Below are 23,190 nucleotides of genomic sequence, written 5' to 3' on the forward strand. Positions count from 1 at the left end.
CCCCTCTCGCCGCGCCCCCGGAGCAACGATGGAGGGAGGGAACCCGGCGAAGCCGGGCCGGATGCAGGGGCAAGCCTTTTTGGTTACTTTTGGGTGGTGCGGCATTCCGACGACTGCCAAAAGAGACTCGCCGGGAGGCGAAACCAGAAACATCCGCAGAACTCGATAAGCAGCTGGGCTCAGGGCGTTCTAGCAACACTTAACGCAGACATAGCCAATGAATTCGCTCCCACAAGTGCATGGGGCGCCAGGTCTAGGCACGCACCGCATCCCAGGCCACCTGCATGAACAGTTCGCGACAATCCGCCAGCTGGGTGCGGGTGCGTCCGGCCAGCCAGTTGCGGGTGAAGTCCTGGACCGGCCCGATGACGACAGAAACAAAGCAGTCGCGCGGCATTTCGCGGTAGGCGCCCTGCTCGCGGTAGGGCCGCAGGACCTCTTCTATTCGTCCATGGTGCAAACGATTGGTCTCGCGCAGCTGTTCTCCCAACTCACTCGCCTCGACCCTGCCTCGGCTGTGCAGGATGAAGCGCGCCCAGTCCGGATTCGCCAGCACCCAGTCGATGTAGCAGGCCACCAGCAGCTTGATGCAGCCCTCGGCGTTGTCCACCTCGGCGAAGCCCGCCTCCAGCAAACGCGCGTATCCGCTGACACCCTCCAGATAGAGCGCGGCGATGATCCGCTCCTTGTTGCCGAAATGGTGGTAGAGGCTACCGATGCTGGCCCCGGAGCGGTCGCGGATCATCTCGATGGTGGTGGCATCCACGCCCTGTTCGCTGAAGCAGGCCAGCGCGGCCTGGAGAATGTCGTCTTTGCGGGAGGGACGGCCCATGAACTTCCTCTGATGAGACTAGAATATTTTTCTAGAATACTTTTCTAGTTTTCGTATACTGCCCGGGTTCGCGTTTTTCCAAAAGCCCTTTCCACGCCAGGACGGATGCAATGATCAGCTCGACAGAAACCCGGATCGACAACGGCAACGGCCACACCATCAGCGCCAACTGGTTCCGCCCCGAAGGTGAGGTTCAGGCCGCGGTGCTGATAGTACCCGCCATGGGCGTGCCGCAGCGCTACTACGCGTCTTTCGCAACCTGGCTGGCGGAACGCGGCTACCTGGTCGCCACCTTCGACTATGTCGGCATGGGCCAGTCACGCAACGGCCATCTGCGTGACCTGGACGTGGACATCCTCGACTGGGCCCGCCATGACTGCAGCACCATGCTCTCGCTCGTGGCCAACGCCGCGGACGACAAGCCGCTGTACTGGATCGGCCATAGCCTGGGCGGGCAGATCCTGCCATTTGTGGAAGGCGCCGAGCGCATCAGCAAAGTACTGACCATCGCCACGGGCAGCGGCTATTGGCGTGAGAACACCGCCGAACTGCGCCGCCGCGTCTGGCTGTTGTGGTTCCTGGTGGCGCCACTGGCAACGCCACTGGCCGGCTACTTCCCCGGCAAGCGCTTAGGGATGGTCGGCGACCTGCCCAAGGGCGTGATCACGCAGTGGCGCCGCTGGTGCCTGGACCCGGAATACGCGGTAGGTGCTGAAGGCGAGCGCGTGCGAGAAGCCTATTCCGCAGTGCGTACGCCCATCACCTCCATCTCCTTCACTGACGACGAGATGATGTCCGGGCGCAATACCGAGTCACTGCACGGGTTCTATCGCCAGGCGGAGAAGCACTTCAAACGCATCGCCCCGGCGGACGTGGGCGAGAAATCCATCGGCCACTTCGGCTTCTTCAAGCCGCAGTATGAGCAGTCCCTCTGGCAGGGAGTGCTGCTGCCCGAACTGGCGTGACCCAGTCCGGGCGTGATGGACCTACTGCCAGAACCGCTGCTGGCTGAGCCGGCTCCACCAGTTCAGCAACACGCGATCGATCGCCACGCTGGCGGCAAGGCCGACGCGTTCCTGCAGGCTCTTGCGCGCGGCAAAGTGCAGATGGAACAGCTCGGCCTCCCTGGCGCGTTCGGCGAGGTATTCGTCACTGGTGCGCAACTCATCCACCAGTTGCTTCTCCAGCGCGGCCATCCCCAGCCAGACTTCGCCCGTGGCAATCTCGGCCATGTCCAGCTGCGGGCGGTAGCGGCCAACGAACCCCTTGAACAATTCATGGGTGGTTTCGAGGTCTTCCTGAAACTTCTGCCGGCCCTTCTCGGTGTTCTCGCCGAATACCGTCAGGGTGCGCTTGTACTCCCCGGCGGTGAGCACCTCAAAATCGATGTCGTGCTTCTTCAGCAGGCGATGCACATTGGGCAGCTGCGCCACGACGCCGATAGAGCCAATGATGGAGAACGGCGCAGCGAGGATCTTCTGGCCGATGCAGGCCATCATGTAGCCGCCGCTGGCCGCCACCTTGTCCACGCAGACGGTGAGCGGCACGCCGGCCTCGCGAATGCGCGCCAACTGCGATGAAGCCAGGCCGTAGCTGTGCACCATGCCGCCGCCGCTTTCCAGGCGCACCACCACCTCGTCCTTGTCCGTGGCCATGGTCAGCAGTGCCGTTACCTCATGGCGCAGGTGGTCAGTGGCCGAAGCCTTGATGTCACCGTCGAAATCCAGCACGAAGACTCGCGGCTTCTGCCTGGCAGACTTCTTCGCCTGCTTGGCCGCCTTGGCCTCTGCCTTGCGGGCGGCCTTGAGGTGCACCTTGTCCAGCACCGATTGCTCCAGGCGCTCGTGCAGGCCCTTGTAGAAGTCATTGAGCTTGCGCACATCCAGATGCCCACTCGCCGCCCGCCGATTGCGGCCGCGCAGGGCTGCGATGGCGACAAGCACCACCAGAATGGCCACCAGCACCGTCACGGTCCTGGCCAGGAAGCCTGCATACTCGGCAAAGAATTCCACCTGTATTCCCCCTTGATTCCCCTGCTGGCGCCAGCCTCTCGGCGGCGCAAAGACCCGCAAGCATAACGGTGCAACCCCCGCCTCGCCAGCGGCCGGAAACGTCTGCATAAACAGTGGAAATGCATTCAAACAAGCGTATGTTTTTTCGTTGACAGGTCTCCGCCTTCCTCATAACCTCGCGAAACTTTCAACCTCGCGGGACGCCAGTACGTGGGCAGCATCTACCTGATTCGACATGGCCAGGCTTCCTTCGGCGCCGATGACTACGATGTGCTCTCGCCCGTCGGTATCCGTCAGGCCGAGGTGCTGGGTGCGCACCTTGCCCAACTTGGCCTGCGCCTTGATCGCTGCTACAGCGGCGACCTGCGCCGGCAGCAGCACACCGCGCAGGCCGCGCTGGCGCAGTTCGATGCCGCCGGCCTCGGTTCACCCGCCATCCAGATCGACCCTGCCTTCAACGAATTCGACGCCGACGCGGTGATACGCGCCCTGCTCCCCGACCTGCTCCCGGAAGAACCCGAGGCCCTGCAGATATTGCGCAACGCCGCGCAGAACCGGGCCGAGTTCCAGCGCCTGTTCTCCAAACTGGTGCTGCGCTGGGTTTCGGGCGAGCACGACAAGCCCGGATTGCAAAGCTGGCAGGCCTTCGTCGAGCAGGTTCGCGGTGGGCTCGAGCGCATCCTGACCCAGGCGGACAGCAAGCAGAACATCGCCGTGTTCACCTCCGGCGGCACCATCACCGCCCTGCTTCACCTGGTGACCGGCATACCAGCCGAGAGCGCCTTCGGCCTCAACTGGCAGATCGTCAACACCTCGCTCAACCGCCTGAAGTTCCGCGGCAGCGAGGTGACCCTGGCTTCCTTCAACAGTCATGTGCATCTGGAACTGTTGAAGGCGCCGGAGCTCATCACCTATCGCTGAGCCCGGCCCACTGCGGCCGGAAAGGCCGCTGGATAAAACCCTAGAAAAAGGAAAACACCATGACCAACGTTGCTGACATCGTCAAAACCATGCAGTCCAAGTTCAACGCCGGTGCCGCCGCTGGCCTGGACCTGGTATTCCAGTTCAACATCGAAGACGGCGACAACCACTACCTGGTGGTGAAAGACGGTACCTGCGACGTACAACAAGGCGACGCCCCGAACCCGAACGTCACCCTGATCATGGACAGCGCCACCCTGGTTGGCATCATGACTGGCGAAACCGACGGCATGCAGGCCTTCATGGGCGGCAAGCTGCGCGCCGAAGGCGACATGATGCTGGCCATGAAGCTCGGCGAACTGTTCCCGGTCTAAGCTCAACGCTCGGATCACGAACAAGAAACCGGAGTCCCAGGGCTCCGGTTTTTTTTCGCCCGGTGCAGGCTGTATGGGCGAATCAGGCAGCCTGATTGTGCTGCAACACCTTTATCTATAACGGCTCGTTCAGCTTGTGACGCCTTAAAGGCGGCATTAGATTAGCGAATAGTCTCGAGCCCCCATCATAAGTAGAAGGGATAAGCATGACGCTTACTGATCAGTCCACCCGTATCCGCGAAGGCGAAGAGCTCGACGCCGCCGTTATCGACCAGTACCTCAAGGCCAACATCGCCGGCCTTACCGGCACGCCGCGCATCAGCCAGTTTCCCGGCGGCGCCTCCAACCTGACCTACCTGCTGGAATACCCCGATCAAGAGTTCGTGCTGCGTCGGCCGCCGTTCGGCCACAAGGCCAAATCCGCCCACGACATGGGCCGCGAGTTCCGTATCCTCAACCAGCTCAACGCCGGTTTTCCCTATTGCCCCAAAGCCTATGTGCACTGCACCGACGAGTCGGTGATCGGCGCCGAGTTCTACGTGATGCAGCGGGTCAACGGCGTGATCCTGCGCGCTGACCTGCCCGCCGGCATGAGCCTCGACGAGCAGCAGACCCGCAGCCTCTGCCACAGCTTCATCGACAAGCTGGTGGAGTTGCACAACGTCGACTACAACGCCTGCGGCCTGGGCGACCTGGGCAAGCCGGAAGGCTATGTGCAGCGCCAGATCGGCGGCTGGAGCGACCGCTACGAGAAAGCCCTGACCCCCGACGCTCCGACTTGGGAACCAGTCAAGGCCTGGCTCAAGGACAAGATGCCGGCCGACCACGCCAAGCCAGGCATCGTCCACAACGACTACCGCTTCGACAACGTCATCCTCGACCCGGCCAACCCGATGAACATCATCGGCGTGCTGGACTGGGAACTGACCACCCTCGGCGATCCGCTGATGGACCTGGGCAATACCCTTGCCTACTGGATCGAGGCCAGGGACCCGGCGCCCGTGCAACTGATGCGCCGTCAGCCGAGCCACCTGCCGGGCATGCTGACCCGCCAGGAATTCGCCGACTACTACGCCGAGCGCGCCGGCCTGCCGCGCATCGAAAACCTCGATTTCTACTACACCTACGGCCTGTTCCGCCTGGCCGGTATCGTGCAGCAGATCTACTACCGCTACTTCCATGGCCAGACCCAGGACAAGCGCTTTGCCCAGTTCATTCACATGAACAAGTTGCTGGAGCAGATGAGCCTGCAGGTCATCAACCAATCACGGCTGTAAACCGGCTTACAACAAGGGGAACCCCATGTCCAAGACCAACCTGTTCGACCTCGACGGCAAGATCGCCTTCGTTTCCGGCGCCAGCCGCGGTATCGGTGAAGCCATTGCCAAGCTGCTGGCCCAGCAAGGCGCTCACGTGATCGTTTCCAGCCGCAAGATCGAGGGCTGCCAGGCCGTGGCCGACGCCATCATTGCCGAGGGCGGCAAAGCCACTGCCATCGCCTGCCATATCGGCGAGATGGAGCAGATCCAGAACGTATTCGCCAAGATCCGCGAGAAGTTCGGCCGTCTCGACATTCTGGTCAACAACGCGGCCACCAACCCGCAATTCTGCAACGTGCTGGACACCGACCTGTCGGCCTTCCAGAAGACCGTGGACGTCAACATCCGTGGCTACTACTTCATGTCCATCGAAGGCGGCAAGCTGATGAAGCAGAACGGTGGTGGCAGCATCATCAACGTCGCTTCCATCAACGGTGTCTCGCCGGGCGAGTTCCAGGGCATCTACTCCGTCACCAAGGCTGCCGTGATCAGCATGACCAAGGTCTTCGCCAAGGAGTGCGCGCAATTCGGCATCCGCTGCAATGCGCTGCTGCCTGGCCTGACCGACACCAAGTTCGCCTCCGCCCTGGTAAAGAATGACGCCATCCTCAACGTCGCCCTGCAGCGCATTCCGCTCAAGCGCGTCGCCGACCCGAGCGAAATGGCCGGCGCCGTCCTGTACCTCGCCAGCGATGCGTCCAGCTACACCACGGGCGTTGCGCTGAACGTTGATGGCGGCTTCCTTTCCTGAGGATCACGCCCATGAAAAAGGGAGCCCGAGGGCTCCCTTTTTCATGCTCCCGATTCTGTGGGAGCGAATTCATTCGCGAATAAATTCGCTCCCACAGTGGGGTGCCCTGAAATCAGCGCCAGTCCTTCAGTGCTTCCTTGGCCGCCTGGTTGAGCGGCTCGGCCATCAGGCCCGTGGGTGAAAGCCGAACGGAGTAGACCGCACTATCAGCCATGGGCAGGTAGGTCACCCGCTGCGCCTCCGGCACGAAGAGGAAGAAGTCGCGCTGGGCGAGACGCAGCCAGCGCCAGAGATCGACACCGTAGGGGCTGGTGGCCAGCTGCGCACGGGGATGCTGCGCCAGGGCCTGCTGCTCGATGGCCAGGAAGCGGCCCGAGAGGCGCTCCAGGCGGTAACCCGGCTGCAGCCCCAGCAGTTCGCCTAGGCCTTTCCACTTGAACAGTCGGGCGTCCAGTTGCCAGAGGTCACCGTCCAGCAGCAGCTCACGCTCGGCAGCGCCTTCCAGCACGGTCACCTGATAGCTCTGCGGGCCCACCGACTTGAAGTTCAGGGTCACCAGCGGCTTGTCTACCGGCAACTCGCTGTAGCTCCACAAGTCCCGGGCTACCAGTGCCACGAGCAGCGCCAGCGCAAGGAACACCAGACCACAGGTGCCCCGAAGCCAACCGAGGAACCAGCTGCGATCGAAGAGGATGCGCCCCGCCACCACTGCGACCAACACTGCCAGCAGGGCGGTCGCCCAAGCCAGGCCGTCATACTGCATGGAGCCCATTCCTTATGCGTGAAATTGCCGGCATTATGCGCAACTCCCCCCGCCGCAGCCACAAGCCACGCGGCAGTTGTAGACACGGACCTCGTTTTACATGCCAATCCCCTTCGAGCTGGCGGTCGATCCCGCCACCCTGGCGATTCTCGCCGCTGTTGCCTTCCTTGCCGGATTCATCGACGCCATCGCCGGCGGCGGCGGCCTGCTGACCATCCCCGCCCTGCTCACTGCCGGCTTGCCACCGCATCTGGTGCTGGGTACCAACAAGCTCTGCGCCACCTTCGGCTCGGCCACCGCCAGTTACACCTTCTACCGGCGCAAGCTGTTCGATCCCTCGAAATGGCGCAACGCGCTGCTCGCTACTGCGATAGGCGCCGCCCTGGGCGCAGTGATCGCACATTGGCTGCCAGCGGCCTGGCTCAACCAGATGCTGCCAGTGGTGGTTTTCGGCTGCGGTATCTACCTGTTGTTCGGCAAGACGCCGGACGTCGAACACAGCCATGACGCACCGATTCTCAAGCGCCGCCAATGGCCTCAAGGCCTGGGGCTCGGTTTCTACGATGGCGTCGCCGGCCCGGGCACGGGCGCGTTCTGGACCGTCAGCAGCCTGCTGCTCTATCCGCTGGACCTGGTGCGCGCCAGCGGCGTTGCCCGAAGCATGAACTTCGTCAGCAATGCGATGGCGCTGGTGGTGTTCATTGCCGCCGGCCAGGTGGCCTGGGCACTGGGAATCAGCATGGGCATCGCACTGATGGCCGGCGCCTTCCTCGGCGCGCGGACAGCTATCAAGGGCGGTGCCAAGTTCATCCGCCCGGTGTTCATCCTGGTGGTACTGGCCCTGACAGCGCGCCTAGTGTGGCAGCACTGGGTCGGTTAGGCCGAGACGCCGCGCCACATAGAGGTCGATGAGGTAACGGGCGATGGAGCGCTGCGCCGGCAACGGCGGCAGCGCATCGACTGGGAACCAGCGGGCATCCTCGATCTCGCCCGGCTGCGGCACGATCTCCCCGCTGCGGTATTCGGCATGGAAGCCCAGCATCAGGGAATGCGGGAATGGCCAGTTCTGGCTGGCGATGTACTGGATGTTGCCGATCTCCACGCCCACCTCTTCCCGCACTTCGCGGGCTACGCAGGCCTCCACCGACTCCCCCGGCTCGACGAAGCCGGCCAGAGTGCTGTAGACGCCGGCGACGAAGCGCGGTGAACGCGCCAGCAGCAGCTCATCGCCGCGGCTGACCAGGACGATCATGCTCGGCGACAGCCGGGGGTAATGATGGACTTCGCAACCCGGACAACGCATCGCGCGCTCGCCGGGCACCCCTTCCATGCGCAAGCCGCAGCTTCCACAGAAGCGGTGCTGGTCAGCCCAGGTACCGATCTGACTGGCGTAACCCAGCATGCGGAAGATGTCGACATCCCCCTGCAGCATCACCTGGCGCAGGCCCTGCCAGAAGAAACCGGCCACCTCGACCGGATGGGCCAGCTCCAGCAGGTAAATGGGATCACCGTCGAAGTGGCCGATGCCGTGTTCGGCAAGCACCGGCAGTTCCTGGCGCTTCAGCCATTGGCGGGGGAACAGCACGCCATTGCCATCGGCGAGGAACTGCTGACGGCAGTGGGCCACGACCCATCCTCCCGCCTGGGAGGTGTCCAGCAGGCCCGGCTGCCAGCGCTCAGCGGACATATCAGGCCGCCACCGGCAGGCCCAGCACCCGCACGCTGTTGGCCGCCAGGTCCAGCACATCGGGCTGGAAGCCACGACGCATCCCGGCACCACCTTCGAGGTAGTACTCGAGGCTGGTCAGGGCATCCGCCAGGGTTTCCAGCATCTGCTCCGAAGGCATGAGAGAGGACTCCAGCATCTGTTGCTGAATGTACTCGCCACAGGCACCCACCAGGGCGGCTGCCCGCTCCTGGCCGAGGAACCAGAGGCCGCCGCGAACCGCCTGCAGGCTCACCGGCACGTTGGCCAGGTGCGGCTTGTCGCCGTTGGACTCCAGGTACGACGTGATGGCGCGCTTGGCCAGGGCAAGGCTGGCCTGGGCTTCATCCAGCACCACGATACGCGCTTCAGCCAACTGGTGGTTGGCAAAGGATTCCGCTTCGTGGCCAGGCTCGACTACCTGGCGCACCCCACGCCGTTCGCCGCTGTCCAGACCCGCCACCATGCTTTCCACATAGAGCACGGCATCGGCCAGTTTGAGCAGTTCTGTGGGTTCGACCGGCGCGGCGACGGTCCAGGTCGCCACCATCGGCAGCTGCGCCTGCAAAGCGTTACCCGGAGAGTTCAGGCCGACCATGACCAGCGTTTTCGCCAGCTTGCCCAGCAGCGCGTGCAGGGTCTCGAAGGACTCGCCCGGTGCGGTACCGCGCTCGATCAGGTCGATCATGTCCTTGACGCTGTTCAGCTCTTCGAAGATGGCCGAGGACAGCGAACGCATCACCGCTTGGCCGGGGCCGGAAAGACGCTGGTACTCCTGCTCCAGGAGCTGGTCGGTGAACGGCAGCGAGGTCATGCCGAAGGCATCGCGCAATTCGCGTGAGCGCACGCCCTGGCTGTCGGCCAGCGCAACCAGGTACAAAAGCTCCTTCTGCAGGCTGCGCGGTGCCTCATAGGCCACGTTGGTGAGCATCAGCTTGAGTTCGCGATCCAGGCGCGAGAACAGCTGCTTGCGCGACTTGCGCGCCAGAAGTTGGCCGTCACGCTGGGATTCGAGGGCCGCGGCGCCGATCCAGCACAGCCGGCCACGGGGCTGCTCGGCAAACAGACGCTCAAGGCCGACCAGTGCACGCTCCATCAGGCGCAGGGCACTCGGCACATTCTGACCACGCAGGAAACCGAGCAAGCCTTGCTGGTAAACCTGGCGCAAACGCCGGGCCAGCGCATCAGGATCGCTCCCTTCGGGCAGCTTGGCCCACGCCGAGCCCTGGCGCGCCTGGTCCAGGCGCACGCTGAAGAAATAGCTTTCCGGCAGCGGCGGCTGTCCACCGGCCTGCCGCAGGTCGTTGATCGCCGGCAGCAGCAACTCGGGCATTTCCTGGCGATGCACGTCCAGGTTTTCCAGATAGCGACGCAGGACATGCAGGGCATTGCTCAACGCCGACAGCTGGACGTCACGTTCCTCGCCCGCACCGGCAGGAATGTCGGTGGCCTGGTCCAGCTGCTCCTGGGCCAGCAGCTCGGCGCCGGTCAGTTCGATCAGGTTGAGGGTGCCACGCACCTGGTGCATGGCCTCCACCGCCTGTTGCAGCAGGCTGCCATTCTGGCGCTCGGCAATGAATTGCTCGAGGCTCTGTTCGGCCTGTTCCATGGTGGCGAACAGCTCGTCGCGCACCAGTCCCAGTGAAGTAACTCCCGTGACCATGCCTTAGTGCGCCTCCCGCGCGAATGTGCGGTATTGCATCAGTCAGCGAACTCTGGCTTCTGCTTGCTCATGTGGGCGGTCATGGCCACGCGCAGGTCGGCCGACTGCAACATCGACGCGTTCCAGGTAGCAACGTACTCGAGTCCGTCGTCGACCCGGTGGTCGCGCATGTAGCGGATCATTTCCTTGGTGCCGCGCACGGCTATGGGCGACTTGGCGGCGATCTCGCGGGCGATGCCAAACACGCCGTCGAGCAGGGAGTCCTGGTCGGTATAGGTACGGTTGACCAGCCCCAGGCGCAGGGCCTCTTCACCATCGATGGTGCGGCCGGTGTAGGCCAGTTCGCGCATCATGCCATCGCCGATGATGCGCGGCAGGCGCTGCAGGGTGCCGACGTCGGCGGCCATGCCGATGTCGATTTCCTTGATGGAGAACTGCGCGTCGGTGGTCGAGTAGCGCATGTCGCAGGCCGAAACCAGGTCGATGGCGCCACCCAGGCAGTAGCCCTGAATGGCCGCTATCACCGGCTTGCTGCAGTTGTCGACCGCGTTGAAGGAGGCCTGCAATTCGAGAATCTTGCGCCGCAGGGTGCGTGCGTTGCGCCCGGTATCCGGGCCCAGTTGCGCGCCGACCGAGGCGAGCATCATCAGGTCGATGCCGGAGGAGAAATGCTTGCCGGCGCCGGAGAGCACCACAACCCGGACTTCGTCGTTGTCCTCGATCTCGCGGAAGATCTCGACGATTTCCTTCCAGAAATCGGCGTTCATCGCGTTGATCTTTTCAGGACGGTTGATCTGCACATGGGCGATCTTGTCTGCCAACTCTACGCGGAAGGCTTTGTAGTCAGGCACCGGTCAGTCCTCGGCGTGCGCCATAGAAGATGGGGTCATTCAGAAGCCCGGCAACTATAACAAGCACGAGGTAAAAGTCGATGCCGCCCACTGTGACGCAGGCCACGCCATGCAATTGCCACCTCGCATCGAAAAGCCGCCTTAAACGCTTGATCTACCTGATACGCACTGGCAACTTCGCTGCGCCTTCCACGAATGACAAGACCAAGGACAACCTCAATGCCCGCCTCGCCTGCCACCGTCCTCGGCCGCAACTTCCTCGGCCATTCGCCTCGCTGGTACAAGCTCTCGATCGTCGCCTTCCTGTTGCTCAATCCGCTGGTGCTCTGGCTGCTCGGGCCGGTGGTCTGTTCCTGGCTGCTGGTGGGCGAGTTCATCTTCGCCCTGGCGATGGCGCTCAAATGCTACCCGCTGCTACCGGGCGGCCTGCTGGTAGTAGAAGCGTTGCTGCTGGACCTGGCAACGCCCGCCGCCGTTTACGAGGAGCTGCAGCACAACTTCCCGGTCATCCTGCTGCTGATGTTCATGGTGGCGGGCATCTATTTCATGAAGGACCTGCTGCTGCTCCTGTTCTCCCGCCTGCTGCTAGGCGTGCGCAGCAAGAGCTTGCTGGCCCTGATGTTCTGCCTGCTCGCCGCCTTCCTCTCGGCCTTTCTCGACGCCCTGACGGTGACGGCCGTGATCATCAGCGTCGCCCTCGGCTTCTATGGCGTCTACCACCGTGTCGCCTCGGGCAAGGGCTTGGGCGATGAGCACAACCCTGACTCCGACAGCGAGGTGGCCAGCTCCAGCCGCGAAGACCTGGACACCTTCCGCGCCTTCCTCCGCAGCCTGTTGATGCACGCGGCGGTGGGCACCGCCCTGGGCGGCGTCTGTACCCTGGTGGGTGAGCCACAGAACCTGCTGATCGGCCACGAGGCCGGTTGGCACTTCAAGGAGTTCTTCCTGCGCGTGGCGCCGGTATCCATGCCGGTGCTGGTGGCGGGCCTGCTGACCTGCATGCTGCTGGAGAAGCTGCGCTGGTTCGGCTATGGCGCCGAGCTGCCTGGCAGCGTGCGCCAGGTGCTGACCGATTTCGCCCACGAAGAGAATGCCCGACGCACCCAGTCCCAGCGCCTCGCCCTGATGGTGCAGGGCGCGGCCGCACTGATCCTGATCCTCTGCCTGGCCCTGCATGTGGCGGAGGTAGGCCTGATCGGCCTGATGGTCATCGTGCTGATCACCAGCTTCAATGGCATCACCGACGAACACCAGATCGGCCGTGCCTTTCAGGACGCCCTGCCCTTCACCGCGCTGCTGGTGACCTTCTTCGCAGTGGTGGCGGTGATCCAGCAGCAGCACCTGTTCACGCCGATCATCCAGGCGGTGCTGGCACTACCGACGGACCAGCAACCGGGCATGCTGTTCATCGCCAACGGTTTGCTGTCGGCCATCAGCGACAACGTATTCGTCGCCACCATCTACATCACCGAAGTGAAGAACGCGCTGGAATCCGGTGAAATGACGCGGGAGCATTTCGACACGCTGGCAGTGGCCATCAACACCGGCACCAACCTGCCCAGCGTGGCCACCCCGAACGGCCAGGCAGCCTTCCTCTTCCTGCTCACGTCATCCATCGCGCCGCTGGTGCGCCTGTCCTATGGGCGCATGGTCTGGATGGCGCTGCCCTACACCATCGTGATGGGCGTGCTCGGCTGGTGGGCCGTCAGCCACTGGCTCTGACGGCCGCGTCCGCCTGCACCCGGTTGCGCCACTGGCGCCAGGTGTAGAGCGGAATGCCGGCCATCAAGACCAGGAAGCCCCAGAAGATGGCCTGCTCGCCGGTGCCGTAGAGCGCCCAGATGGAGTAGACGAAACCCAGCACGCCGATGGCGACCAGCCGACCGCGCTCGCGGTCGGAGAAGTCGCCGGGCTTCACGGCCAATTGCTGCAGCAGCGCGGCCGTGCAGAAGGCGTAGGGCACCACGCCGGTCATGGTGCCGAGCAGGATGATTACGTTGAACACGTCCACCAGGTCGCCCTGGCCATCCACCAGCACCAGCGCAGTGACCAGCACACCGGAAATCAGCAGGCCGTTGGCCGGCACATCATGCTTGTTGGTCTTTGCCAGGGACTCTGGCAGCAGGCCATCGCGAGCGGTGGCCATCGGAATCTGGCCCTGCAACAGCACCCAGCCGTTCAGCGCGCCAAGGCAGGCGATCACTGCGCCCCCCGCCACCAGGTGATAACCCCAGTCGCCCATCAGCACCCGCGCGGCATCGGCGAAGGGCGCGGTGGAACGCATCAGCACGTCCGGCGGCAGCACACCCTGCACGGCGGTGATGGAGAGGATATAGACGCCAGCCGCCACCAGGGTGCCAAACACCGTGGCACGCGGGATGGTGCGCTTGGGGTTGTCGACATGGTCCGCCGGCACGGTCGCCGACTCCAGGCCGATGAAGGACCAGAGCGTCAGCGCCGCCGTGGTGGCAATGCCCTGGGCGTAACCGACACCGCCTGGAAGCTCACTGGCTTCGGGAATGCGCAGGTATTCGGGGTTGAAGGAGAACCAACCGAGCACACCCACCAACAGCAGCGGCACCAGCTTGAGGACAGTGAGCAGGTTCTGTACCAGACCGAAGGCACTGATACCGCGCAGGTTGATCAGGGTGCAGAGCCAGATGGCACCGATCGCCGTGGTCACCATCAGCACCGGATCACGCAGGGCCGGAAAAAACACCTGCAGATAGCCCACCAGGGTCACCGAAATCGCCGCGTTGCCGATCCAGGCCGCCTTCCAGTAGGTCCAGGCACAGAGGTAGCCAGCGAAACTGCCGAAGCCGTCGCGGGTGTAAGCATAAGGGCCGCCGGCGGAAGGGTTGAGCCGGGCCAGGCGGGCGAATGTCAGCGCCAGGATCACGGCCCCGGTACTCGAGATCAGCCAGCCGAACAGGCTGAGGCCTCCGTAAGCCGCCAAGCTGGAGGGCAGCAGGAACACGCCCGAGCCGATCATGTTGCCGACCACCAGCGCGGTGCAGGTCCAGAACCCCATGCTGCCGCGCGGTTTCACCCCATTCCCTGTCGCCATCGCTTCCCCCGCTGGCCGATCTATTCCCTGATGCAGTCCACTGTATAGCAGCGGCCTGTAGGACTTTCCTGACAGTTCAGGCCATGCACGTCGATATCGAAGCCGGGGAAGCTCAGGTCGAAGGTTCGTGCGAACTCCAGGTAGTCGATGATCGCGCGAGTCTGAGCCGTGAACCGCTCTCCCGGCATGATCAGCGGAATACCCGGCGGATAGGGCACCAGCATCACCGCAGCAATACGCCCTTGCAGCCGGTCCAGGGGCACCGGTTCCACCTCGCCGCGAACCAGTTTGTCATAGGCATCCGCCGGCTTCATCGCCAGCTCCGGCAGGTTGGTGTACATGCGCCGGAGCGCTTTGGGCGTGGCGCTGTTGCGGTAGCAGGCGTGCAGGGCGTCGCACAGGTCGCGCAGGCCCATGCCGGCGTATCGCGCACCCTGAGCCTCGGCAATCGACGGCAGCGCCTGGGCCAGAGGCTGGTTCGCGTCGTAGCCACGCTTGAATTCCAGCAACTCGGTGAGCAGGGTGCTCCACTTGCCCTTGGTGATGCCCATGGAGAAGAGCACCAGGAAGGAATAGAGACCGGTTTTCTCCACCACCAGGCCGCGTTCCCAGAGGAATTTGCTGACCACCGCCGCCGGAATACCCTGTTCGCCCAGCTTGCCGTCGGCGGTCAGGCCTGGCGTCACCAGCGTGACTTTGATCGGGTCCAGCAGCACATAGTCTTGCGCCACCTCGCCGAAACCATGCCAGTCCGCCTCCGGGTGCAGCAGCCAGTCCCCGGTGGCAACGGCTTCGGCGCCTTCCACCAGTGGCGGCTGCCAGATGCCGAACCACCAGTCATCCGCCGCCAGGTTCTGCCGCACGTTGGCCAGGGCCCGGCGGAAGCGCAGCGCCTCGTCGAAGGTTTCCTGGATCAGCGAGCGCCCGGCAGGCCCTTCCATCATGGCCGACGCCACGTCGAGAGAGGCGATGATGCCGTACTGGGGCGAGGTGGAGATGTGCATCATGAAGGCTTCGTTGAAGCGGTGCCGGTCGAGCTGGCGCGCGCCGCCGTCCTGCACATGGATCATCGATGCCTGGCTGAAAGCGGCCAGCAGCTTGTGAGTGGAATGGGTGGTGAACACCAGCGGCGAACGCTCCTCTCGGCGCGTGCACATGCCATAGCGCCCGGCATAGAACTCGTGGAAGGCAGCGTAGGCGTACCAGGCCTCGTCAAAATGCAGCACGTCCACTGAATCGCCCAGGGCCTGCTTGATCAGCTCGGCGTTGTAGCAAAGGCCGTCATAGGTGGAGTTGGTCACCACGGCCAGCTTCACCCTGGGCGCGCGCCCCTTGGCCAATGGGCTGGCATCGATCTTGGCCTGGATCGATTCAGGGCTGAATTCGCTGAGCGGAATGGGGCCGATGATGCCCAGTTCATTGCGCTCGGGGGTCAGGTAGAGCGGAATGGCGCCGGTCATGATGATCGAATGGACGATGGACTTGTGGCAGTTGCGGTCCACCAGCACCAGGTCGTCGCGCCCCACCATGGAATGCCAGACGATCTTGTTTGCCGTCGAGGTGCCGTTGATCACGAAGAAGGTGTGGTCGGCACCGAAATTCCGCGCGGCGCGCGCCTCGGCTTCCGCCAGCGGGCCGGTGTGATCGAGCAGCGAGCCCAGTTCAGGCACCGACACCGAAAGATCCGAACGCAGGGTGTTCTCGCCGAAGAACTGGTGGAAGGCCTGTCCCACCGGGCTCTTGCGATAAGCCACACCGCCGCCATGCCCCGGCGTGTGCCAGGAATAGTTGGACTGCGCGGTGTGCTCGACCAGGGCACGGAAGAATGGTGGCAGCAGCCCTTCCAGATAGCTGCGTGCAGCACGGGCCACCTGGCGGGCCAGGAAGGGCACGGTGTCCTCATAGAGATAAAGCAGCCCGCGCAGCTGGTTGAGGTCAGCCATGGCCTCGGCCGGTGCGTTCTCGATGGTCACCTGCTCGCCCAGGGCGAAAATCGGCAGTTGTGGCGCACGAACGCGAGCCACGCGGATCAGTTCCACCATGTCCTGAAGCAACCGCTGGTTTTCCCCGGCGCCTTCGGCGGCAACCAGGATGCAGGCAAGCCCATGGTGAGTGGAGGCGACGATGCGCCCTTCGGCGGAACTGGCAGTGGAGAGGATGGTGAAGCCTTCCTGTTCCAGTTCGCGGGCGATGGCACGAACCCGGTCGCCGGCAACAGTATCGGCTTTGATGTCGCGATGAACGATGAGGACGGGGAACTTGAGCTCTTTATACATTGTGGCTCCCTGAGGGGCGGGCTCGGCCCACCTATGTCCTCAGGGTAGAAGCTCACTCGCGGGGGCGGTACCCCCGCTACCACAGGCTGTACGTAAAGGTCGCAATCAGGAAGCCGGCGGCGTTTCCATCTGCACCCAGAGCGCTGGTGCCCCGGCGGACTTCTCGATGACGGCCAGGCGCGCGGCGTGGGCGGCGAGTTCCTCTTCGCTGGCCCGGATCACCCGGCCCCGCGCGCGATCGGCCGGCAACCGGCGGATCGGCGACGCCTGGGCACGACCACCACTGCCGTCGCCACCTTCACCGGCGAGGGACAGGTTGGTCTGACCACCGGTCATCGCCAGGTAGACGTCCGCAAGAATCTCGGCGTCGAGCAAAGCGCCGTGCAGCTCGCGGTTGGAGTTGTCGACGTCGTAGCGCTTGCACAGGGCGTCCAGGCTGTTGCGCTGCCCCGGGTGGCGCTCGCGCGCCATCATCAGGGTGTCGAGCACCGTGCAGTACTCGGTGACGTCGCTGCGGTCGGACTGCCCCAGCAAGGCGAATTCGTTATTGATGAAGCCGATGTCGAACGCCGCGTTGTGGATGATCAGCTCGGCGCCCTTGATGAACTCGAAGAACTCGTCGGCAACATCCTTGAAGCGCGGCTTGCCCACCAGGAATTCGTTGGTGATGCCGTGTACCGCGATGGCGCCTTCGTCCACTTCCCGGTCGGGCTGCAGGTAAACGTGGAAGTGACGCCCGGTCAGGCGCCGGCCTTCCATCTCGACGCAACCGATCTCGATGACCCGGTGACCATCGGTGACCGGCATGCCAGTGGTTTCGGTGTCGAGGACTACGAACCTGCCAGCAGATGTTTTGTTAACCGTCATTGCATATCCAACCTTAAGTGCGCGCGAGATCTTAGCATGCCGGATGAAAACTATCGCAACGACCGATGAACAGGCGTAAACGCGCTCCTTTATTCCATGAAAGTGCATCACAATGTAAACATGAATTACACAGTCAAAACCTTCATCGCAGGCAAGGGCGAACGGTTCCCCTGACTCTACGAGGCTGACGAGCCCGGCATCCTCTCTTCTATTAATCCGGCAATCAAATACCCCCAATCAAGCCGCATCAGCAATGCGCGGACACTTGAAGTAAGTGAGGATTCTCTGGGGGCGTAATTGCAGGCGTCTCATGACCGAGCGCCCCGCCCCTCCAGTGCTTGCTGATTGCGTGCGGGCAGGCCGGTACGGACTTGCTGCTGCAAGTCACCATTCAAGTGTTCGTCAGGATTCAGTTCCGGGGCATAGGCCGGCAGAAAGAACAGTTCGATGTGCGCTTTGCGCTCAGCGACCCAAGCGCTCACCTTCCGGCTGTGGTGCACGCGCAGGTTGTCGAGAATCAGGAACACCTTGCGGCCCTGGGCATCACGCATCGGGCGACCCAGAAAGCGGATCAGTACCCGGGCAGTCAGCGTTTCTCGATACAGCATGAAGCGCAGCTTGCCGCGATTGGTCGCGGTGGAAATCATGTTGGTGGCGAAACGGCTGCCGCTGACCTGACGCCCTGGCGTCTCACCAATCGGGGTGTAGCTGCGGCCAGCCTGGCTGTCGCTGCGCATGCCCGTTTCGTCCCCCACTGAGTCTCGGCGTTCTCGACCTTGGCGCGCGGGGCGATACGTGGGTATTCGTTTTCCAGCCAGCGCTGAACCACTTCTGGTTTTTGCTGGTAAGCCCGATGCAGCGGTCGTTGCGGGGTGTAGCCCCAACGCTTGAGGTATTCCCCCACCGTTCGAACCGGCATGAGAAAACCACAGCGCTGGCGGATCAGTTCGCGCACGGCATCTCGCGTCCACAGCGCAAAGCCGAGCTTGAGCTGATCGGGCATCTTGTCGGTCATCAGGGTGCGAATCAGCACTTCCTGGCTGGGGCTCAGGCTGCGCCGACCCCCGTGGCGTACTCCACGCTGGCCGCCGCTGATGGCCTTATAGGTGTAACCCTGCTCACACATGCGCAGCGCGGTGGCGCGCTTTTCGCGCTGTGCGTGAGGACTGAGTTTGCGGGCATCTGTTTTCATGGCACAAATCACCCAAAATGCCCCATTTAACTGCCAGGTTAATAACATCGAAGACTTCGAAGCCCTGCTGCCGTGGAACTGCCCGCCGACAAGCGCATCCTGACCACAAAGCCTCGCCAACGGGAGACGGGGTTTATGGAGCGGTTACGCTCAAGCGGGAGCGTGTTGCCCATCAATCGTATCGAACTCGTGTGAAGCACGGGCGGATCTATTCGACCACATCGAGCGGTTTCATAACCCTCGAATGCGTCGTAGAGTCGCTCGGCAAGATTTGAAGTTTTCAGCCCTTTTCAAACTGTCCTTGAAAACGGGGTAGACCCCGAAGCTATCCGGCAGACGTAGGGCACGGATAATTCAGGCCGGACTCCACCGCCTCGAACACTTCGTCCAGCACTTTGGAATACATACGAGTGCCGTCTGGAAGGTCTTTCCAGATCTCGTAGGCCGCCGTGTACGCATACTCCAACACCCCAGCGACCAAACCGGGACGGGTATCTAGCAGCGGGTCAACGCACATTTTTTTCGCCAGCACGTCCACAAGGACTTGTTTACGGCCCTGGGTTCTTTCCAGGTTTCGCGCACAGACAAGTGGATGCCCTCGGATCAGGTGCTTCAAGACTTTGAAGCGGTTTGAGTCTAAACCGTACGACCCCGCCTCACACCCTTGCACGACTTCTACGACCGCATGTCTTAGTGTCGTCAAAATCCGCTCGCCTTGAGGACGCGCCTTAAGTGCGACGATCACCTCATCGTGCTCTACTTCCTGATAGTCGAGAACAACATCTTCCTTGGACGAAAAATACCGAAAAAACGTTCGAGAGGAGACATCAACTCTATCGGTGATATCTTCGACCCGCGTTTCCTCGAAGCCTTTTTCCTCGAACAAGTTATATGCGGCTTCAATCAAAGCCTCGCGGAGCATAAGTTTTTTTCTCTCGCGACGTCCCAACTCTTCTGTGGTTTTCACTGTGCCTCTCTAGTCTTCATCCTGTTAAGCCTGTCTTGAGATAGGCCGTCTCTACCATGGCTTCGGATGCTACGACAATCCTTTTATGACGCATAGAGAATTTTTGCGAATAGACACATTTGTCATTCAATGAATAGTTTTTGCTCTCATTAAAGGATTGAGTCTTCCTCTTCTATTAACCCGGCAATCAAATACCTCCAATCAAGCCGCATCAGCAATGCGCGGACGCCTGAAGTAAGCACGGATTCTCTGGGGGTGTAATTGCAGGCGTCTCATGACCGAGCGCACCCGCCCCTCCAGTGCTTGCTGATTGCGTGCGGGCAAGCCGATACGGACTTGCTGCTGCCAGTCACCATTTATTCGTCAGGATTCAGTTCCGGGGCATAGGCCGGCAGAAAGAACAGTTCGATGTGCGCTTTGCGCTCAGCGACCCAAGCGCTCACCTTCCGGCTGTGGTGCACGCGCAGGTTGTCGAGAATCAGGAACACCTTGCGGCCCTGGGCATCACGCATCGGGCGACCCAGAAAGCGGATCAGTACCCGGGCAGTCAGCGTTTCTCGATCTGGTCATGAGACCGTGAAAGGGCTTGGGTCGAAGCAGGTTTCTCTCCCCGCTAGCCCGAACGGCTGCCTCGGTTTGAAGCCCGTTTCGCAAGGTTGGATAACTGGAGAACGTCATGCATGAGGAACCCACCGATCCTGGCGCAGTACCAACGTCTGAAAGCTTCGGGCAGGAAGAGCAAGGTCGCCATCGTGATCTGCATGCGCAAGCTGCTGGTGATTCTGAACGCGATGATCCGGGATCAAGCCCACTTCCGTTCGCAAAATGCTTGACGTTGAACATGGTTACTCCCTCCACGCCACGCTCTGCTTTTTTCCGCGCGCCCCATAGCCTGCCTGCTCAAGCCAGGTTCACCTCAAAAGATGTCCAATAGAGAACAGTGTCATTAACATTTTTATGTCTATTGACGTCATCTGTCATATAGTGACAGAATTATTCGCAACGCTCGAAACCCGCCAGTTCGCCCAGGTCATTCGCCGGGCATCGTCTGTTGCTGATCAAGGAGAGATTCATGGCAGGCATTCCTTTCATCCACGCTTACCCCATGCCCAAGCCGGGTCACCTACCAGCCAACAAGGCGACTTGGGCGATTGATCCGGATCGTGCCGTCCTGCTTGTGCATGACATGCAGCGCTACTTCCTAAAACCATTCGCTGCACCGCTTCGTGATGAGCTGATCTCGAACGTCGCATCGCTGTGCCAACGAAGCCGTAGTAACGGTATGCCAGTCGCTTTTTCGGCTCAGCCAGGCGGAATGACTACCGAGCAGCGTGGACTGCTCATTGACTTCTGGGGCCCTGGCATGAAGGTGGATCCGGAAGATCGAAAAGTGGTTGATGAGCTTGAACCATCAGACAGTGATTGGATGTCTCCAAAATGGCGTTACAGTGCCTTCTTCCAGTCCGGTCTACTGGAGCGGATGCGAGCCGCAGGGCGAGACCAGTTGGTTATCTGTGGGGTCTATGCACACATCGGGGTGCTATCCACCGCTATCGAATCCTTTACCAACGACATCCAGACCTTCCTGGTTGCTGATGCAGTAGCGGACTTTTCCGAGCAGGAGCATCAGCTTGCGCTGACCTACGCCTCTCAACGTTGTGCCGTGCTTTGCTCCACCCAGGAGACGCTGGCATGAACGACGCAGCTGGCTATTTTGGACACGATCAGCTATTTGCCACGATCCTGAACGGCAGTTCGGATGCCTATGCCCTGCTCTACCGCCCCGAATGCGACTCCGCAAATGTGGAGGTGCTTTCCGGAACAATGGCTGCCGTGAGTCACCTCGAAAATATTCCTGACTGCCGCCGTCCTGACGTCAGTGGAGGCGCTGAAAAAGAGCTGTTGGCCGTCGTTCCGTATCGCCAAATCACCGAGCGGGGCTTTGAGTGTGTCGACGATCGCGACCCGTTGTCAGTCATGGCCATCAGCGCGACGAGTCGAATTAGTAAAGACGCTCTGATCGAGGCGATTGCCGACACCGAGATCGAGCTCATCGGTGGCCACTTTGATCGTGAGGACGACAAGTATGCCGAGACGGCTCTGCAGATTATCCAAGACGAAATCGGTACCGGTGCCGGAGCAAATTTCGTTCTCAAACGCTCCTACGTTGCGTCCATAGCCAACTTCTCACGAACCAAAGTGCTGTCGCTGTACCGCAGGCTACTAGCGCAGAGCGCCGGCGCTTACTGGGTGTTTCTGGTCGACGTGGGTGATCGCGTGTTTATCGGAGCCACACCTGAGCGGCATGTCAGCCTGGAAAACGGCATCGCTACGATGAACCCCATTAGCGGCACCTACCGCTACCCGCCATCTGGCCCTTCGGTTGAGGGCGTGCTGGGGTTCCTCTCCGACAATAAAGAGAGCGAAGAGCTCTTCATGGTTGTCGATGAAGAGCTGAAAATGATGGGCCGTGTGTGTGGGGAAGGCGCTACGTTGCGTGGCCCCTACTTGAAGCCTATGGCACGGCTTGCCCACACCGAATATCTCATCAGCGGCTCCACTAGCCTGCCACCGTGGCGAATTCTCAGAGAAACGTTGTTCGCACCGACCATCACGGGCAGTCCTCTAGAAAATGCGTGCCGAGTCATCAAGAAGTACGAACCTGAGGGCCGGGGTTACTACAGCGGTTTGATCGCGCTTTTTGGCCGAGACCCTGCAGGTAACGAGACCATGGACTCGGCCATCCTTATCCGAACCGCCGATATCAACAAGCACGGCACCCTGCGCCTCTCCACTGGCGCGACGCTTGTGCGGGACTCGGTACCTCAATCGGAAGCCGCTGAAACCTTGGTAAAGGCCGCCGGCATGCTCAATGCACTAGGTGCGCTCGAAGACCAGGCAGGCTCATCTGCCGCAAACACCGACCATGCCGGAGTACTAGCGCAAATCGCCCGGGATCCAAGGGTGATCCATGCCTTGCGAGGCCGCAACGATGCGATCTCCGCGTATTGGCAGAGTTCCTCATCGCAGCGCCATCGTCCCCATCCCATGTTGGAAGGCCGTAAGGTACTCGTGCTGGATGCCGAAGATACCTTCACCGCCATGATCTGCCACCAGTTGAGCTCATTCGGGCTGAACGTCACCGTTGTGAGCGCAACGGCAAGCTTTGAACCGGCAGGGTTTGATCTGATTGTCCTGGGCCCAGGCCCTGGTGATCCCAATGACGACACTGATGCGCGAGTCATTAGTCTTCAGAAGGCTGTACAGAAACTGCTACTCGAAGGCAGACCATTTCTAGCGATCGGCCTCAGTCATCAAATCTTGTGCCGACAGCTGGGGCTACAGGTATCACGAAAACAGCGCCCAAATCAGGGAACTCAAAAGCAGATCGATTTGTTCGGCGAGGCTGTCCGTGTGGGTTTCTACAACACCTATTCGGCTTCTTGCCCAACCTCCACGGTAAAGCTCTCGCAAGACGTTCAGGCCTACCTGAGCCGAGACCCACTTAGCGATGAAGTCCATGCCATGCACGGGCCTTCGTTCATGTCATTTCAGTTCCACCCAGAATCAATCCTGACGCTACACGGCGACAGGATCCTGGGTGAGGCTGCTGCAACGCTGATTTCGTAA

At 61.8% G+C, this 23,190-nt stretch carries 19 protein-coding genes and 4 pseudogenes; 11 read left to right on the forward strand and 12 right to left on the reverse strand.

The window, feature by feature from the left end; all coding sequences use genetic code 11:
• Nucleotides 1-253: 253 nt before the first annotated feature.
• Nucleotides 254-832 carry a TetR/AcrR family transcriptional regulator gene (locus THL1_RS17785; RefSeq protein ID WP_069084464.1) on the reverse strand — a complete coding sequence of 193 codons (579 nt, stop codon included), beginning with the start codon at nucleotides 830-832 and terminating at the stop codon, nucleotides 254-256.
• Between the two features lie 110 nt (nucleotides 833-942).
• Here THL1_RS17785 and THL1_RS17790 point away from each other — a divergent pair, with 110 nt between their 5' ends.
• Nucleotides 943-1,797: an alpha/beta fold hydrolase gene (locus THL1_RS17790; RefSeq protein WP_069084465.1), complete on the forward strand. Its 855-nt coding sequence runs from the start codon at nucleotides 943-945 to the stop codon at nucleotides 1,795-1,797.
• 21 nt (nucleotides 1,798-1,818) lie between these two features.
• On the opposite strand, the gene sohB is transcribed toward THL1_RS17790, so the two are convergent.
• The gene (gene sohB, locus THL1_RS17795; RefSeq protein ID WP_069084466.1) at nucleotides 1,819-2,844 is read right to left on the reverse strand and encodes a protease SohB; all 1,026 of its coding nucleotides are present in this window, start codon (nucleotides 2,842-2,844) and stop codon (nucleotides 1,819-1,821) included.
• 210 nt (nucleotides 2,845-3,054) lie between these two features.
• On the opposite strand from sohB, the gene THL1_RS17800 reads away from it, so the two are divergent.
• The 4 genes from THL1_RS17800 (at nucleotide 3,055) to THL1_RS17815 (ending at nucleotide 6,209) form a co-directional block, all read left to right on the forward strand.
• Nucleotides 3,055-3,765 carry a histidine phosphatase family protein gene (locus THL1_RS17800; RefSeq protein WP_069084467.1) on the forward strand — a complete coding sequence of 237 codons (711 nt, stop codon included), beginning with the start codon at nucleotides 3,055-3,057 and terminating at the stop codon, nucleotides 3,763-3,765.
• Between the two features lie 59 nt (nucleotides 3,766-3,824).
• Nucleotides 3,825-4,139 (forward strand): SCP2 sterol-binding domain-containing protein, encoded by a 315-nt coding sequence (locus tag THL1_RS17805; RefSeq protein ID WP_069084468.1) that lies wholly within the window; start codon nucleotides 3,825-3,827, stop codon nucleotides 4,137-4,139.
• Nucleotides 4,140-4,345: 206 nt separating this feature from the next.
• A complete protein-coding gene (locus THL1_RS17810) occupies nucleotides 4,346-5,416 on the forward strand; it encodes a phosphotransferase family protein (protein ID WP_069084469.1) in 1,071 nt (356 codons plus the stop codon).
• Nucleotides 5,417-5,441: 25 nt separating this feature from the next.
• Nucleotides 5,442-6,209 carry an SDR family oxidoreductase gene (locus tag THL1_RS17815; RefSeq protein ID WP_069084470.1) on the forward strand — a complete coding sequence of 256 codons (768 nt, stop codon included), beginning with the start codon at nucleotides 5,442-5,444 and terminating at the stop codon, nucleotides 6,207-6,209.
• 112 nt (nucleotides 6,210-6,321) lie between these two features.
• Here THL1_RS17815 and THL1_RS17820 read toward each other — a convergent pair whose 3' ends face one another.
• Nucleotides 6,322-6,972: a hypothetical protein gene (locus tag THL1_RS17820; protein WP_069084471.1), complete on the reverse strand. Its 651-nt coding sequence runs from the start codon at nucleotides 6,970-6,972 to the stop codon at nucleotides 6,322-6,324.
• Nucleotides 6,973-7,078: 106 nt separating this feature from the next.
• Here THL1_RS17820 and THL1_RS17825 point away from each other — a divergent pair, with 106 nt between their 5' ends.
• The gene (locus THL1_RS17825; protein ID WP_162493749.1) at nucleotides 7,079-7,852 is read left to right on the forward strand and encodes a TSUP family transporter; all 774 of its coding nucleotides are present in this window, start codon (nucleotides 7,079-7,081) and stop codon (nucleotides 7,850-7,852) included.
• Here the strand turns inward: THL1_RS17825 and nudC are convergent.
• The 3 genes from nudC to THL1_RS17840 are packed head-to-tail and all read right to left on the reverse strand — an operon-like array spanning nucleotide 7,826 to nucleotide 11,191.
• Nucleotides 7,826-8,659: an NAD(+) diphosphatase gene (gene nudC, locus THL1_RS17830; RefSeq protein WP_069084473.1), complete on the reverse strand. Its 834-nt coding sequence runs from the start codon at nucleotides 8,657-8,659 to the stop codon at nucleotides 7,826-7,828. The two genes, THL1_RS17825 and nudC, sit on opposite strands and share 27 nt — an antisense overlap.
• A gap of 1 nt (nucleotide 8,660) precedes the next feature.
• Nucleotides 8,661-10,340: a ferrous iron transporter B gene (locus THL1_RS17835; RefSeq protein ID WP_069084474.1), complete on the reverse strand. Its 1,680-nt coding sequence runs from the start codon at nucleotides 10,338-10,340 to the stop codon at nucleotides 8,661-8,663.
• Between the two features lie 38 nt (nucleotides 10,341-10,378).
• Nucleotides 10,379-11,191: a crotonase/enoyl-CoA hydratase family protein gene (locus tag THL1_RS17840; protein ID WP_069084475.1), complete on the reverse strand. Its 813-nt coding sequence runs from the start codon at nucleotides 11,189-11,191 to the stop codon at nucleotides 10,379-10,381.
• A 219-nt stretch (nucleotides 11,192-11,410) separates the two neighbouring features.
• Between THL1_RS17840 and nhaB the strand changes: the two genes are divergently transcribed.
• On the forward strand, nucleotides 11,411-12,913 hold the full coding sequence (nhaB, locus tag THL1_RS17845; protein ID WP_069084476.1) for a sodium/proton antiporter NhaB: 1,503 nt from the start codon (nucleotides 11,411-11,413) through the stop codon (nucleotides 12,911-12,913).
• Here the strand turns inward: nhaB and THL1_RS17850 are convergent.
• The 4 genes and pseudogenes from THL1_RS17850 to THL1_RS17865 all read right to left on the reverse strand — a co-directional run bounded on the left by THL1_RS17850 (nucleotide 12,897) and on the right by THL1_RS17865 (nucleotide 18,593).
• Complete coding sequence (locus THL1_RS17850; RefSeq protein WP_414703686.1) at nucleotides 12,897-14,222, reverse strand: amino acid permease; 1,326 nt, start codon at nucleotides 14,220-14,222, stop codon at nucleotides 12,897-12,899. The genes nhaB and THL1_RS17850 overlap by 17 nt on opposite strands.
• Before the next feature lie 56 nt (nucleotides 14,223-14,278).
• Nucleotides 14,279-16,534, reverse strand: a complete 2,256-nt coding sequence (locus THL1_RS17855) for an Orn/Lys/Arg decarboxylase N-terminal domain-containing protein (protein WP_069084478.1) — start codon at nucleotides 16,532-16,534, stop codon at nucleotides 14,279-14,281.
• 105 nt (nucleotides 16,535-16,639) lie between these two features.
• Nucleotides 16,640-17,401, reverse strand: coding sequence for a DNA polymerase III subunit epsilon (gene dnaQ / locus THL1_RS17860; protein WP_069084479.1), 762 nt, complete (start codon nucleotides 17,399-17,401; stop codon nucleotides 16,640-16,642).
• Nucleotides 17,402-17,638: 237 nt separating this feature from the next.
• Nucleotides 17,639-18,593: pseudogene (locus THL1_RS17865) on the reverse strand (IS630 family transposase).
• 125 nt (nucleotides 18,594-18,718) lie between these two features.
• Here THL1_RS17865 and THL1_RS29760 point away from each other — a divergent pair.
• Nucleotides 18,719-18,909: pseudogene (locus THL1_RS29760) on the forward strand (IS3 family transposase); the annotation flags it as partial.
• Nucleotides 18,910-18,918: 9 nt separating this feature from the next.
• On the opposite strand, the gene THL1_RS17870 reads toward THL1_RS29760, so the two are convergent.
• Together THL1_RS17870 and THL1_RS29765 are read right to left on the reverse strand one after the other, a co-directional pair.
• Nucleotides 18,919-19,560: a TetR family transcriptional regulator gene (locus tag THL1_RS17870; protein WP_145928331.1), complete on the reverse strand. Its 642-nt coding sequence runs from the start codon at nucleotides 19,558-19,560 to the stop codon at nucleotides 18,919-18,921.
• Between the two features lie 201 nt (nucleotides 19,561-19,761).
• Nucleotides 19,762-20,120 (reverse strand): annotated as a pseudogene (locus THL1_RS29765) (transposase); the annotation flags it as partial.
• Between the two features lie 126 nt (nucleotides 20,121-20,246).
• Here THL1_RS29765 and THL1_RS29770 point away from each other — a divergent pair.
• The 3 genes and pseudogenes from THL1_RS29770 to THL1_RS17885 all read left to right on the forward strand — a co-directional run.
• A pseudogene (locus THL1_RS29770) lies at nucleotides 20,247-20,393 on the forward strand (IS110 family transposase); the annotation flags it as partial.
• A gap of 239 nt (nucleotides 20,394-20,632) precedes the next feature.
• Nucleotides 20,633-21,256: an isochorismatase family protein gene (locus THL1_RS17880; RefSeq protein ID WP_069084481.1), complete on the forward strand. Its 624-nt coding sequence runs from the start codon at nucleotides 20,633-20,635 to the stop codon at nucleotides 21,254-21,256.
• The gene (locus THL1_RS17885; RefSeq protein WP_083245936.1) at nucleotides 21,253-23,190 is read left to right on the forward strand and encodes an anthranilate synthase family protein; all 1,938 of its coding nucleotides are present in this window, start codon (nucleotides 21,253-21,255) and stop codon (nucleotides 23,188-23,190) included. Before THL1_RS17880 ends, THL1_RS17885 begins: the two co-directional genes overlap by 4 nt.

The sequence above is a fragment of the Pseudomonas sp. TCU-HL1 genome (genome assembly GCF_001708505.1).
Taxonomy (GTDB): Bacteria; Pseudomonadota; Gammaproteobacteria; order Pseudomonadales; family Pseudomonadaceae; genus Metapseudomonas.